The 12,182-nt window shown below is 48.4% G+C and carries 18 protein-coding genes and 1 pseudogene; 3 read left to right on the top strand and 16 right to left on the bottom strand.

Annotated elements, in window-relative coordinates:
- The 4 genes from L0156_27865 to L0156_27850 form a co-directional block, all read right to left on the bottom strand.
- The coding region (locus L0156_27865; protein ID MCI0606818.1) for a hypothetical protein at nucleotides 1-282 on the bottom strand (282 nt) is incomplete at its 3' end.
- A 407-nt stretch (nucleotides 283-689) separates the two neighbouring features.
- Complete coding sequence (locus L0156_27860; protein ID MCI0606817.1) at nucleotides 690-2,318, bottom strand: cytochrome b N-terminal domain-containing protein; 1,629 nt, start codon at nucleotides 2,316-2,318, stop codon at nucleotides 690-692.
- Nucleotide 2,319: 1 nt separating this feature from the next.
- On the bottom strand, nucleotides 2,320-2,790 hold the full coding sequence (locus L0156_27855; GenBank protein ID MCI0606816.1) for a ubiquinol-cytochrome c reductase iron-sulfur subunit: 471 nt from the start codon (nucleotides 2,788-2,790) through the stop codon (nucleotides 2,320-2,322).
- Nucleotides 2,791-2,860: 70 nt separating this feature from the next.
- Nucleotides 2,861-3,253 (bottom strand): hypothetical protein, encoded by a 393-nt coding sequence (locus L0156_27850; GenBank protein ID MCI0606815.1) that lies wholly within the window; start codon nucleotides 3,251-3,253, stop codon nucleotides 2,861-2,863.
- A gap of 150 nt (nucleotides 3,254-3,403) precedes the next feature.
- Here L0156_27850 and L0156_27845 point away from each other — a divergent pair.
- Both L0156_27845 and L0156_27840 read left to right on the top strand, forming a co-directional pair.
- A pseudogene (locus tag L0156_27845) lies at nucleotides 3,404-4,309 on the top strand (DUF3179 domain-containing protein).
- 10 nt (nucleotides 4,310-4,319) lie between these two features.
- Entirely contained in the window at nucleotides 4,320-5,024 is a 705-nt protein-coding gene (locus L0156_27840; protein ID MCI0606814.1) for a Crp/Fnr family transcriptional regulator, read from the top strand.
- Between the two features lie 72 nt (nucleotides 5,025-5,096).
- On the opposite strand, the gene L0156_27835 is transcribed toward L0156_27840, so the two are convergent.
- The 10 genes from L0156_27835 to L0156_27790 all read right to left on the bottom strand — a co-directional run bounded on the left by L0156_27835 (nucleotide 5,097) and on the right by L0156_27790 (nucleotide 10,812).
- Nucleotides 5,097-5,489, bottom strand: a complete 393-nt coding sequence (locus L0156_27835) for a MerC family mercury resistance protein (protein ID MCI0606813.1) — start codon at nucleotides 5,487-5,489, stop codon at nucleotides 5,097-5,099.
- Nucleotides 5,490-5,514: 25 nt separating this feature from the next.
- Nucleotides 5,515-6,000, bottom strand: coding sequence for a hypothetical protein (locus L0156_27830; protein ID MCI0606812.1), 486 nt, complete (start codon nucleotides 5,998-6,000; stop codon nucleotides 5,515-5,517).
- 44 nt (nucleotides 6,001-6,044) lie between these two features.
- Nucleotides 6,045-6,323 (bottom strand): hypothetical protein, encoded by a 279-nt coding sequence (locus L0156_27825; GenBank protein MCI0606811.1) that lies wholly within the window; start codon nucleotides 6,321-6,323, stop codon nucleotides 6,045-6,047.
- A gap of 197 nt (nucleotides 6,324-6,520) precedes the next feature.
- Nucleotides 6,521-7,096: a DUF3237 domain-containing protein gene (locus tag L0156_27820; protein MCI0606810.1), complete on the bottom strand. Its 576-nt coding sequence runs from the start codon at nucleotides 7,094-7,096 to the stop codon at nucleotides 6,521-6,523.
- A 12-nt stretch (nucleotides 7,097-7,108) separates the two neighbouring features.
- Entirely contained in the window at nucleotides 7,109-7,768 is a 660-nt protein-coding gene (merB, locus tag L0156_27815) for an alkylmercury lyase MerB (protein MCI0606809.1), read from the bottom strand.
- Nucleotides 7,765-8,346, bottom strand: a complete 582-nt coding sequence (locus L0156_27810) for a DUF3237 family protein (protein MCI0606808.1) — start codon at nucleotides 8,344-8,346, stop codon at nucleotides 7,765-7,767. The genes merB and L0156_27810 overlap by 4 nt, the downstream gene beginning before the upstream one ends.
- Before the next feature lie 7 nt (nucleotides 8,347-8,353).
- A complete protein-coding gene (locus L0156_27805) occupies nucleotides 8,354-8,743 on the bottom strand; it encodes a hypothetical protein (GenBank protein ID MCI0606807.1) in 390 nt (129 codons plus the stop codon).
- A 13-nt stretch (nucleotides 8,744-8,756) separates the two neighbouring features.
- On the bottom strand, nucleotides 8,757-9,329 hold the full coding sequence (locus L0156_27800) for a hypothetical protein (GenBank protein MCI0606806.1): 573 nt from the start codon (nucleotides 9,327-9,329) through the stop codon (nucleotides 8,757-8,759).
- A 102-nt stretch (nucleotides 9,330-9,431) separates the two neighbouring features.
- Nucleotides 9,432-10,388, bottom strand: a complete 957-nt coding sequence (locus tag L0156_27795) for a M48 family metalloprotease (GenBank protein MCI0606805.1) — start codon at nucleotides 10,386-10,388, stop codon at nucleotides 9,432-9,434.
- On the bottom strand, nucleotides 10,381-10,812 hold the full coding sequence (locus L0156_27790) for a BlaI/MecI/CopY family transcriptional regulator (GenBank protein ID MCI0606804.1): 432 nt from the start codon (nucleotides 10,810-10,812) through the stop codon (nucleotides 10,381-10,383). Before L0156_27790 ends, L0156_27795 begins: the two co-directional genes overlap by 8 nt.
- A 130-nt stretch (nucleotides 10,813-10,942) precedes the next feature.
- Between L0156_27790 and L0156_27785 the strand changes: the two genes are divergently transcribed.
- Nucleotides 10,943-11,410, top strand: coding sequence for a YdeI/OmpD-associated family protein (locus L0156_27785; GenBank protein MCI0606803.1), 468 nt, complete (start codon nucleotides 10,943-10,945; stop codon nucleotides 11,408-11,410).
- Nucleotides 11,411-11,713: 303 nt separating this feature from the next.
- On the opposite strand, the gene L0156_27780 is transcribed toward L0156_27785, so the two are convergent.
- Nucleotides 11,714-11,935 (bottom strand): hypothetical protein, encoded by a 222-nt coding sequence (locus L0156_27780; protein ID MCI0606802.1) that lies wholly within the window; start codon nucleotides 11,933-11,935, stop codon nucleotides 11,714-11,716.
- Nucleotides 11,922-12,182: hypothetical protein (locus L0156_27775; GenBank protein MCI0606801.1), on the bottom strand; the 261-nt coding region annotated here is incomplete at its 5' end. The genes L0156_27775 and L0156_27780, both read right to left, overlap by 14 nt.

Below are 12,182 nucleotides of genomic sequence, written 5' to 3'. Positions count from 1 at the left end.
TTTCCACTCCGGATACGCAAACAACTTATACATCGCGGAGACGTCGTACCGGAACACATCTCCTGCGTCAACGGCATTTGCCTCAGTAGTGGCCGTATACTGCCCGCTGACGGAATAGAACCAACGATTCTGCCAATAAGAAAAGATGGAACCCATCAGATAATCCGCCGAGTCGGTACTGAAGGTGTCTTTTCCCAGCGGAGCTTTTACTCCTAAGAAGCCGGCAAGTCGCGTAAATCCCAGTGGTCTATTTTGTTTGTAGATACCATCGTACTGAATCAAGAATGTCGGATCGCCAAAGCCGGTATCTGTTTCGGAAATCGGTTAGAGAGGTCTGAGCTTCAAAATTGCGATTTAGGAATGGGACTATTGCCATTACCGTAGTGTCGCGTAGCAAGCCATACACGAAGAAATTTTCCAAGGCAGCAACGCGGGTCTTCTGGTTGGAGGGATCCGGGATCTCTTCTCCATCGACCAGTATCCTGGAGATCCGGATGTATCGGAAATCCGAGCGCCACATGAAGGTTCGTGCGAACAAAGTCCTTCCGGCAGGAGAATTAATTTGCGCGTCCAGCTCTTGAGCCGGAATCAACGCCACTATCGCGAGAAAAAGAAATGGAATAATTCTCACTCTTCGCATCTCTCTACTCTACATCCTTATTTACATAAGTTCATGAAGGGCCACCATCCTATGGAGAATGGAGATAAAGGATGTATTCGGCAAGCGCATTGTACTCAGCGTTGGTAAAGTCAGGGAACTCCTGCATTTTGGAATTCGGAACAAGGGACTGCGGCTCGCGAATATGCTGAACATGCCACTCTTTGCTTCGCAGAGGCCGGATGGTGAGATCAGGTCCCTTCTTGCCTCCCTGGCCATCGATCGTATGACAGTTGATGCAAAAATTGTTATAAAACGTATGAGCACCTGAACGAACGACTCTGGGAATGGTGTACAGCCGTTCAGAATGCTCTCCCGCGGCCAAACGGAGAACCGACATCAGTTCCTTCGGTTCGTTCTCGGTCAATCCGGAATCACGCCCCATTTTTTCTAGATGGTTCTTGAACCAATCTTTTCCAGCAGGAAAATCGTTTCGGGCAAGGATTTGTAACGGTCTTTCTCCTGCAGCAGTCAACGAATGGCATTCGAAGCATCTTTGCTGAAGCAGGAAGAGTCCGCCTACATCGCTCGGTCTCTTGATCCGCTCTGATCTGGAAACTGTAATTCCTTTTGGCCGTAACTCTCGGGAAGGCGACTGGTGGCTTGTTGCGGCATAGGTCAGGTAGCTCCAAACAAACACACAACCAGCGACAGCGAGAACGGCAAAGGGCCTCTTGTTGAGTCGGCGGTCCGTGTTGCGATCCAGAAACGGTACGATCAAGAGCATGAGAATCGCCAAATTCGGTAAAAAGAAAGTACCGACTGTCTCCCACTTCCCTTGGAAATAATGAAGCAACTGGAACAGAAACAAGAAATACCATTCAGGGCGCGGGACAATGCTGTTATCGCTTGGATCCGCAGGACTCCCCAGCGATGGAGGAAGAAATGCTGCCAGGCCGAAAAGAATCATCATCATGACGAACATTGCAGCAGAATCTTTAACAGTCTGGTGTGGATAGAACGAAGTGCTTCGCGGAGGTTCCGAACCTGTCCGAGACCAAGGAGCCATGATGCCGTACCGGCGAATCAACATAAGATGGCCAAGGATTAACAGCACAACAGTGATCGGAAGAATGACGGTATGAATACTGTAGAAGCGGCTTAAAGTGAAGGAGCCTATGACATTACCACCTCGTAGGAAATTCACGATTCGCGGACCGATCAGCGGCGCCGTACCTATAATGCGAATCGTGACCTCTGTTCCCCAATAGGCCATTTGATCCCACGGAAGAAGGAATCCTGTTTGGGCGAATGTCAGCACACAGAGTAACAACAGAACACCCACAATCCAGGTGAGCTCGCGGGGCTTTCGATACGCTGCAAAGAGGAAGGTGCGCAGAAGATGGAGACCGATGACGATCACCATCAAGGATGCGCCCCAGTAATGAATTCCCCGAAGCCAGGCGCCTCCTTTCATCTCTTCGGTCATGTACCGGACGGATGCATGGGCATCTGATGGCGAGGGGGAATAAACGAAGCTGAGGAGTATCCCGGAGACAAACTGCACGGCAAAAAGTACAAGCAAGATACTGCCCAGGACATGAGGCCAACCGATTTTGTCGGGAATCGACGACTGCAAGAATTCTTGCACCGAAGTTCTGAGGTGAATTCGATCCTCCAACCATTGGATGGTTGGGCCAACGAAAGGAATTCTGTTCATTCTACGCTTTTAGTAACTTTCCGATTTTGAGTGTGTTGTCTTCTATCTTTGTTTCGTACCGATCTAATGGGCGGGGAGGTGGACCCGCAATTCTTTTCCCATCGGCATCGAAGCGGCCTCCATGGCAGGGGCACTGGAACTGTTTCATTTCTGCATTCCACGAAAAAGCGCATCCGAGATGTGTGCAATGTGGATTGAAGACCATGAAGCTGCCGTTTTTCTTTTTTCTAACCCAAAGCAGTTCTTCTACAATCTGCCGCTTCCAGCCTTCTTGCTGAACCTGTTTCAAGCTCACTTGAACGTAGTCCTCCTGCGGAATATTCGCGTCGGCTTGCAACAATGCATGCCAGGTTGATTCACTCTTTCCTTCGGAAGATACCGAAAGGAAGCGAAAAACAGGCAGGGATAACATAACGAACCATCCAAGTGAAAAGAGCTGCGTAATCCGTTCGAGAAAGGTTCTTCGGTTCATAGTGTGAAACTCCAAAACCGGGGCCGCCAGCAGTGGGGACAGCAACCCCGGTATTTCGGAGGATATGGTCCTACATCATGTCTGCGCCGAGCTTCACTTCCTCCCATTTCCCGTCTTTTTGTACCTCCACTTTGCTGGCAATGATGCCGCTGGTCAGAGAATCCAGCTTGCCGGTCACTTTAGCTTCCTGCCCAACGTAATCAGCAAGTTTTATTGATGGAACCAACAGGACATGTGTTTTGTTCTTTGCGTCAAGCAAGGCAACAGGAATTCCCTGCTTTGCGCACATCGTGCCACACCCGGTTGTTCCCATGTGGTCATTCCCTTTCAGCATTCCTTTGGAACCTGCGTAGCATTTGGAATCTACCAGCGTGCCTTGGAAGGTTTCATCTTTTTCGGCAGCCAGCAAGGAAAACGCGCTGACCACCAGAACGATCAAAACGAACGAAACGATCTTTTTCATGATTTTTCTCCTTTGGATTTTGTGCTTCTCAGTCTTAGGTGCCTTCCTGGTTTGGCCAATTCTGCGTTTTGTAGTTTTGATTACATTTGAGACCGATCGAAGAAATTGAGGACTGTCGAATGGCAACTAAATAAATAAGGAGGTCATCCTATGCGAAAAAGTTTGTTATTTCTTTTATTACTGATCACAGCATGGACCTGGGCTGACGATTTTGACCTGACCAAAAGCTCGATTCCGAAGGATAAAATTGTTGGCGGCGGTCCTCCAAAAGACGGGATCCCATCCTTAACGGATCCAAAGTTTATTCCTGCGTCCCAGGTGAATTTCTTGAAGGATGATGATCGAGTAATCGGCCTTCTGCTGAACGGCGTGGCGAAGGCTTATCCTCACAAGATTCTTACCTGGCATGAGGCTGTCAACGACACATTCAGCGACACGGCTGTTGCGGTTACTTATTGACCGCTTACTGGAAGCGGAGTAGTTTACTCCGCAAAACACGGTGACCAGCGTCTCATCTTTGGAATTTCGGGTCTCTTATATGAAAACAATGTTCTACTTTATGACCGTCAAACCAACAGCCTGTGGTCTCAGTTCAAGAATGAAGCGGTGGCCGGCCCAATGACAGGCGCCAGGCTCGGAACCATTCCATTTGAAGATACGACCTGGGGAGCATGGAAAAAGAAATATCCCGATACATTAGTGCTCTCAACCGATACAGGCCATAACCGCGACTACCGATCAGACCCGTATGCGAGTTACTATCGCAGCTCCCGGCTTTTGTTCCCGGTAGAAAAAGAAAGCAAGGAGTTCGATCGAAAAGAAAAAGTGGTAGGAATTGAGAGAAACCGCAAGTTTAAAGCATATCCTGTTTCCCGACTGAAGGGTCAGAAAACAATCAGCGATAAAATTGGTGAAGAGCCAATTACAATCAATTGGGAGGAATCGTCGCAGACTGCGACTATCTTCGATTCCAAAGGGAATCAAATCCCACATTCGATGAGCTTCTGGTATGCGTGGTACAACTTCCATCCGGATACTGAGATTTACGGGAAATAGGTCCTGATATATGACGAGGGCTATTTGGTTCTTGAAGAACTTTGATTTGTTTAAAGAGCTTCCCACCTCCGAATTGCAGATGATGGAGAGGATGACCAAGATGATCCATGTGCAAAAGGGAGAAGCGCTTTATCTTCCCGGAGATCCGTCCGATACCATTTATATGTTGAAAAAAGGGATGATTGAAATCAGTCGCCTGTCAGACGAAGGCAAGGCAGTGGGTCTGGATGTAATCGGAGCGGGGGAAATATTTGGGGAGCTCGCGCTAACTGATGAGCCATTCAGAGCTTCTGCTGCGCGAGCTCTGGAAAATTCCCTGCTCTGCGTCATTCCGAAACAGATGTTTGAAGACTTTCTTCGCTCGCACCCTGATCTTGCCCTGGGGATTACAAAGTTGATCGGACTGCGCCGCAGACGAATCGAATCGAGGTTGGCAGATCTTACTTTCAAGAGCGTACCAAACAGACTGGCTCAAGTGTTGCTCAACCTTGCCGAACCATATGGGAAGGATTCTGAGTTTGGGAGGATGATTCAAGTGCGTCTCACTCACAAGGATCTGGCTTGTCTGTCAGCTACGACCCGCGAGACCGCCAGTGCCTTGATTAGCGAGTGGAAGAAGCAGGGAATTCTCAATGCGGCCACGCGGAAGATCGCTATTCTCAACACGACTGCACTTCAAGAAATTGCGGGGCATTCGAAATCGTTTTCATCTTAATACGCCAGGAGTGTAACGCGTTTAACCAAACTTACAAAGATGTCTATGATGAAGATGAAGTCCAAATTGGGCTCATCGATGACCAGTGCGAGTCTGCTTCATCTTGTGCATTTTTAGCCAGACATTCAGCACACTGGCTGCAACCAAACCTGCGATTCCAAAAAGTGCTAGAGTCTTGTTCAAAGTAAGCACAATGAACACCAATATCACAATGGCACTGATCAGGCCGAGCGCAAACGCAGTCCAGCGGCCATGATGAGAAATCCCAAGGTACAGGCCTACCAATGCGATCACCAAAAAGACTGAAAGCAGTGGAATTAAGATCGCATCTTTGATGATAAACCCAAGGCCGATAGCCGAAACAATGGAAAGGATCGCTGGAAAACCAAGGCAGCAGAGCGCAGCAAATAGAGATCCGGCAACACCGATTTTATCAAGAGATCTCTTCACAATTCCTTCGCTCATGATTCTATTTTGCGCACTCCTCTTCTTACTCGGAATCGAAAATCCTTGAAAGCATCTCGGGCTGCAAATAATCAGCCAGGGAATGGTGTCCATATTGTGCCTTGAGATCTTTCTCCAGGACCTCCCTATATTCCAATTGGTGCGGATCTCTTACATGCCGGTAGACGTAAACAACGGGGATCGGTTCATCTTTCGTGCCTTCGGGATCCTTCCAATAATCTCCGCTGAAGTGAGCCTGAAAAATTATGGAATCGGTTTTGTCATTGATCTTCAGATCTCCAACGCTGTCATTGAGCGACTCCGGATCGCAGTGATGATTTTTTTCTCTGCACCAGTCTTCATTGGAATAAAGCTCTTTCATTTTCTCGATATGTTTAAGCCTGACGGCTTGATATGGTTTCATCGGATAAATTTCCTTTCCGGATTTTGTGACTGGGTTATACAGGGAAATCGCTGCCGGATGGGTCGGGCCAAAATGGACTTCGCTGTTGTGATAGACCACGGTGATCACTGTTCGGTCGTCTTCCCTCTGCTAATCGTTTCTGTAGAATCATTCTAAACCCAATCGAGTGTGCTCCGGCTCTTTGTTGCATCATTGACAGATCCCAACGTCATGGAAAATCTCAGTTCGATCTGAAAAGGACTTCCTCGGTGCCATCCAATGTAATCGGCAACCGTATCGGGAATTACAATATGGGGAATGGAGCTGAAAACGGCTCCGATTCCCCACTGAATGCTGAGAAGATAAAGCAAGGAAATCTCAACGATGCGTTTTTTGTCCGGAGATGGGATGGTTGGCTGAAGAGATGAAGAATTGCCCCAGCGATCGTACAAACAGAAATGAGATTAAAGATCATAGACTTCTCTCACTCGGCAGTGATTCTGTTTTCGTTCTTCGTTTAAGCAAGAAAATAGCTGAGAATAATAATCAGCAATCCAAGCAGGATGCAAAACTGCGAGAGCGTAACTCCTTTTCACGGTACTTCTCCCAACTTATTACTACATCCTAATAGGATGCACTCGAAATATTTCTATTGATTTTCCTTCTCTGGCCTTTTGCCAGGATCGGCGCTACAGCTCGTTCCTTTTTCGGTGGGTAAAACACATGCCTTATAGCTTGCATGGCCGGTTTCTTCATCAAACTCGCCAACCCATTTTGCAGCGGTCTGGTTGAGCCATGCGTAAGGCTCGTCGGCGGTCTTAAAATGAACTTCTGATGTAACCTTCCATTTGTTGGGTTCCTCATTGTCCGTTTTGCCGTAACCTTTCGCGTCTAGAAAAATCTCGGATCCATCAGAAGTATTCAAGTAACCGACGATGTTTATTTCGCACGTGCGCTCCTTCAGAACTTCAAACACGGACCACCGGATGGTGCCATTCAGTTTTGCGCCGTTAATGGTTCCTTTCCCGCTACCAACAAGTTTTCCTGATCTTCCCGTTTCTGCGACGACGGCTTTCATATTCGGGTCGTACTGAAGCTCTGCTGCAAACAGTACATCTTCAGACCGGCAGGGGTCATACGAATTTGCAGTCTCTTCGGAACTCCAAAGAAGCTGTGCAAAAGTCAAGATCAAAGCGGACAGAATGGTTAAAATGTTTCTGCTCATATAAGTGTTCTCCTAATTTGTCAGAGATTGCAGAACCGTGTGGTACTGCAGGCTATTTTTTCTTTTTGCCAGATCAAATGCCTCGTTTAACGACATCAACAACGTGCCTTCATTCTTTGAGGTCCATTCCATTCCGGCATTCCTGGAAGAAAAGAAGTGTACGTAGTGGCAGAAATTTAAAATGATGTTTTCGCGGATTTTGTTTTCCTGTGGTGTCAGAAAAGACATGACCACACCAGCTGGTTGCAACCCCGTGGTGCTCTGCGGCGTCACAGTAAGTTGAATCGCGTCTCCTGTTACAGGGCAGTGTGACTCCACTTGAGCGGTCTGCTGCAGAATCTCCGGGATAAACAAAGAGTCCCAGGCGCACCATGTATAGAGAGTTCTGCCGTTGACTTCAAAGCGGTGTGACATTTTCGGCAGAGCCAGACCCCAATATCCGATGATGCGATGTTCGCCATCGTAATAGATGCCTGGCCAGCGGCCTAGAATGCTGTCCACAGTATTGGGCGGCATCTGAATCGCCGCAGCGATTGACTCATGGGACACCGGTTCGCCTCGCGCTAAGAGGCGATATAGCACTACAGAGACTCTTTGTTCGTCCTCGCTGAGTTCGGTGAACTCTTTGGGAAAGGCACTGATTAATTGGAAAATTTTGTCGTTTGTGTTCATCTTGCCTCCTGAATCTTAAGTTCTTTCGTATTTTGTAAATTTGCAGGAATATAAGCCCAATAGTGCGCTCTACCGGTTTTCAGATCGAATTCCCCGAACCAAACAGCTACAAGGTTAATGAGCCATTCATATGGTTTGTCGGGATCTTCAAAACGCACCGTGGCGATATAGGACCACTTCTCGGTGTGTGCCGGATCGGCAACTCTGGCGTAGCCCATGGCTTCCAGGAAAATCTCGGCGCCGTCTTCCGTCGTGATCCATCCAGAAACCAGAGTATTGGTGTGAGAGTCCTTCTCATATTTGGTTGACAACTTAGACCAGCTAAGCGTTCCGTTCACGCGGGACCCTTTCAACGTACCATCGCCTTGTGCAATCAGATCCCTTTTCATGCTGAAACCGGAAAACGGAGTATCGGCGAGGACGAAAGGTTTTACTTCTCCTTTCGCCTGCAGCTCTGCTTCAAACAAGAGTTGGAGTTGTCCGCGCCCGGCTCGGGCCGTTTCGGCAATCACGGTTCCCGAGATCACGAAAACCAGAATCAGTTGCAACCAAAGACACGCGCGCTGTTGCTGGCTCATGTTCATCTCAGTAGATTCCAAAATAGATATCCAGATTGGGATGGATATAGGTAAAGTACAGAAGCACGAAGAATAGAGATGTGGCAATCCAGAGCAAGATTCTTTGCAGTTTGCGGCTGTGCGAATCCGAACAAATTTTACCAGGCCCCAGTTCACATCCTTCCTTCAACGGTCGATAACCAAAGAAGAATCCGCCAGCAAGAAAGACCGCAGTCAGACTCAAGATGACCGGGCGAAATGGCCCTACGACATTTTCAATGGAAAGAAGCGTACTGCTGCCGAGACCGACAAAGGATAACACCACAGCGAGCGGTCCCACACAGCAGGCCGAGCTGATCAGCACCAGAAGCGAGCTGATCATCGATGTGCCGGTAACTGCCAAACTCTTGTTTTTCATGATCGCCTCCCGCCTATTTTGTTTGGGCCAGCAGCTCCTTTACCTTGGAAAGAAGCTGATCGTAATCAAGCCAGTTTTCTTTTCCGCCCGCTCCCTGGTGTTGCCAATAAAAAGGCACGCTCGGTTCTTTTTCATCCCAAACAGAATTGGCATCGTAGAGAAAATACACATCCCATGCGACACGCGGAAGATTCATCTTCGTCTGGTATAACTTCCCCGATAGCCGTTCTCCATCCCAGGAGTGATAAGTCATTCTGGGATCGTCTTCTTTTTTGCTCATCTGATATGCCAGGTCTTTCGAGTCACCGGAAAGCATCGGCTCCCAGACAACGTACATCTTCAGGCGGGAATCAGAGACTTCATCCAGAATTTTCCGCATGTACCGGTATCCTTTGATGCAATATCCACAGGAAGGAGAAAGCAGCGCCACGAATCTGACATTTCCCTTGTCACGGTTAAAGACTTCTTTAATCGAATTGAAACCTGTTAGCTCTTGAATGTCGCTCCCTTGCGGCGACTGCGCCACGGCGGCCGTTACAAATAAGAAAAGGCCGATCATTCCAGCCAGTTTGTTCCTGATGTTCATCATCATCCTCCTTTTTAGTGTCTACTACATTGAGTAGTATTTCCATACAAAAAAATTCCCATTCTTACCTACGATCGGTAGTAAAAAGCCACCCAAAAATTATCATTGTGAAACATGCGATTGTCGGCAGCGATAGTCGACACGAATCTGATCAGAACTCTTTTGAAAACAATGGAACCAAAATAGGAATGCTGTTGTCATTGCAAGGAACAATAAGAGAAGCACACGTGCAAGTTTTCCCAGGAAAAATTTAAGCCGGGGCCGTCTGTAATCAATCAGCCGTTTGATCCGAAATTCCAGTTGTGAAGCAGAAGGCAGGAAAGACTGAGCGAAAGTAAGGCTTGTGTGCCATTGGTGTTTGGGGGCCGCTCGCCCGAGACGCCACACGCTGATCAGCGAGGAAGCAAGCAGCAGCGGATCGTGGATGGCATCGACAGAGAGATCGTCGCAGGAAATCTCGCGAAGAAAAAGAATTTTCTTCAAAAGATAGCCCTTAAAAAACAGTAGACCTGCCAGAGCGCCGAGAAGCGCGTAGACGGAGTTCTGAACGCTGAAAACAAAGCTGATTGCGAAAACCTGGATAATGAGAGCTGGAATAGAAACAAAGAAAATCTCCAGAAGCCAGATTAACAGGGTGTCGGAACGCTTGATGTGGGTCAACTCATGAATTAGCGCAGCTTCCAGTTCTTCGGGCGGCAGTGTTTCAGCAACGCGGGGAGCAAGAAAGATGGCCGGCCTGATCGATCCGATCGTAAACACTAGAGGATTTTCATCGGTGAATCGGTACAAGGAAGGGAGCCGGCGAATCTGCGCCTTTTGAGCCGCCTTCCTGTAAGCATCAAATAACTGCGGATGCTGCTCTCCGGTATACAGCCGGGATCTCCGTTTGATTCTGGAAAAGAGAAACATATGAGCAACGACACGAATGAAGAACACTGCTCCCAGTGTAAATGTGAATAAATGCAGTAAGTCCACCGCTTCGCAGCTAGTTGGATTATGCAGAAGGATTTTGTAGTTGGCGATGAGCTTCACGTACTGTTGAGACAGCCATTCAAACATTTCTTCTTTTCCGCTTTACATCAATCAGACGGGCCAATTGCTCGATTTGTTCAGGATCTTCCTTCCCGATTGATTCGACAAACTGCCGGATCGCCGGGGTGGAAAAATCGCGCAGAAGCTCCTGCATCACTTTCTTCACACTCGATTGCGTAAATTCTTCCCTCGTTGAAGCGGGCCGATACACATAGGCTGCTCCTTCCCTCACCCGCGCCAACAGACCTTTCTCCGCTAGCCGGCTCATCACTGTCATGACCGTCGTGTAGGCAAGCTCTCGCTTCCCTTGCAGCCTTTCATGGACCTGCTTAACGGTCACCTCTCTCTTGGCCCACGCGATCTCCATGATCTGAGTCTCCAGATCGCCGAGGATCTTTCGCAGCCCCTTCTTGTTGGGATCAAACGTGAATGAATGACGTTTCCATACCATAACAAAGTCCAAACTACTACTTCCCGTAGTAAGATATTATAACCCCCATGGGGGGATGTCAAGTTTGAGATCTGTGTTTCTTTTCCCTACTACGACTTGTAGTAAAATAGATCTTCTCAAATATAACAATATGAGAAAAGCACAGAAAAACAGAAGACCGGATCGCGTGAAATTAACGGCGATTGTTCAACGACATCATCTGGCGATGCCCCGTTTCCTAGAGATTCCAAGCAAGAAGCTGGCGAAGTGGCGGCTTTCTGGAACTATAGTGGTAGAAGGCACCATCAACCGAGTCGAGCTTGGCCGGCGCTCGCTCAAGCATTGGAATAAAGAGTGTTGGTTCATCGATTTGCCGAACGATCTTTGCCTGAAAACTCAAATCGACACAGGATCTAAAGCTTCTGTCGTCCTGCGAATCGCCCCGGACAACTTGCCAGAGGAACTTTCGCAACTGATTGACGATGATCCCGCGGCCAGAGACTGCTGGCGAAAATTAACGCCAAGCCAACAGCGCACGTTGCGCGAACATGTCTTGAGCGCGAAACGGCCGAATACGCGACAGAAGCGTTCAGCCAAAGCTCTTCTTGGTAGCGAGTAATCCGGAAGGCAATCGCACGGCTGGTGCTGGGGGAGGATGTGGGTGCGGCGACGTCATCTAATTCTCATTCTTCGCATCTCTCTACTACCGCAGAAAACTGCGACGATAATACCGCCGGTAGAAAACACAGCACGTCTGTAACGTGTCAAACCTATGAACTGAAACAGGGCAAACAGGAAAACGAGTTCCGCACAAACAGTTACGATCCAGGTACCGGTTTGACTAAAAATTCCTGTTAGTATCAACGCTATGCTGCCGATTACCCAGCCGAGATCCAGAAGGATCGCAGCGACCACGGGATAGTTAGGTATGGGCCGCTTGAGTGACACAAAAAAAAGAAAGTCCCATGGCGTACAAAAGCAAAGACCAGCCAACAAACGTGAGGTCGCCCGGAATCTCAGGCCCCAACAACATGGCTGTAATGTTTCCTGTTGCAAGAATCCAGACACCGGAAATTCCGGAAAAGAGCGCGTTGGCAATAACAGTCCAACGTAAGAAGCGCGATGAGGGTTTAGGCGTTGTCATTCCTTCCTCCTGGTTTTGTGTTCTTGAGCCCCTTTCTTTTCAGGCGGGAGGGAGGGCGAAGTTTTGACTGCCCGATGCGAGTTGCCGATTCGTGCAATCGACTGAACATCCCTTTTCGAGCGAGCTCAAAGGCGTCTGGAAAGCCATGCAGCTGATAAGCCCAGTTGGCTTCCTGGGCCAAGGCATGCAACTCAAATGTCAACTGATCGGCGTCGACATCCTTTCGAATTTCCAGCATTTTCTGGGC

The organism is bacterium (assembly GCA_022616075.1).
GTDB lineage: Bacteria > Acidobacteriota > HRBIN11 > JAKEFK01 > JAKEFK01 > JAKEFK01.
The sequence above is the reverse complement of the archived record's forward strand: the minus strand, read 5'-3'. Positions and strand labels throughout refer to the sequence as shown.

Excerpts from the sequence above, each read along its gene's own strand:
- L0156_27860 (MCI0606817.1), bottom strand. The coding sequence starts at position 2,318 with ATGAACAGAATTCCTTTCGTTGGCCCAACCATCCAATGGTTGGAGGAT.
- L0156_27855 (MCI0606816.1), bottom strand. The coding sequence starts at position 2,790 with ATGAACCGAAGAACCTTTCTCGAACGGATTACGCAGCTCTTTTCACTT.
- L0156_27850 (MCI0606815.1), bottom strand. The coding sequence starts at position 3,253 with ATGAAAAAGATCGTTTCGTTCGTTTTGATCGTTCTGGTGGTCAGCGCG.
- L0156_27840 (MCI0606814.1), top strand. The coding sequence starts at position 4,320 with ATGACGAGGGCTATTTGGTTCTTGAAGAACTTTGATTTGTTTAAAGAG.
- L0156_27835 (MCI0606813.1), bottom strand. The coding sequence starts at position 5,489 with ATGAGCGAAGGAATTGTGAAGAGATCTCTTGATAAAATCGGTGTTGCC.
- L0156_27820 (MCI0606810.1), bottom strand. The coding sequence starts at position 7,096 with ATGAGCAGAAACATTTTAACCATTCTGTCCGCTTTGATCTTGACTTTT.
- merB (MCI0606809.1), bottom strand. The coding sequence starts at position 7,768 with ATGAACACAAACGACAAAATTTTCCAATTAATCAGTGCCTTTCCCAAA.
- L0156_27810 (MCI0606808.1), bottom strand. The coding sequence starts at position 8,346 with ATGAGCCAGCAACAGCGCGCGTGTCTTTGGTTGCAACTGATTCTGGTT.
- L0156_27805 (MCI0606807.1), bottom strand. The coding sequence starts at position 8,743 with ATGAAAAACAAGAGTTTGGCAGTTACCGGCACATCGATGATCAGCTCG.
- L0156_27800 (MCI0606806.1), bottom strand. The coding sequence starts at position 9,329 with ATGAACATCAGGAACAAACTGGCTGGAATGATCGGCCTTTTCTTATTT.
- L0156_27795 (MCI0606805.1), bottom strand. The coding sequence starts at position 10,388 with ATGTTTGAATGGCTGTCTCAACAGTACGTGAAGCTCATCGCCAACTAC.
- L0156_27790 (MCI0606804.1), bottom strand. The coding sequence starts at position 10,812 with ATGGTATGGAAACGTCATTCATTCACGTTTGATCCCAACAAGAAGGGG.
- L0156_27785 (MCI0606803.1), top strand. The coding sequence starts at position 10,943 with ATGAGAAAAGCACAGAAAAACAGAAGACCGGATCGCGTGAAATTAACG.
- L0156_27780 (MCI0606802.1), bottom strand. The coding sequence starts at position 11,935 with ATGACAACGCCTAAACCCTCATCGCGCTTCTTACGTTGGACTGTTATT.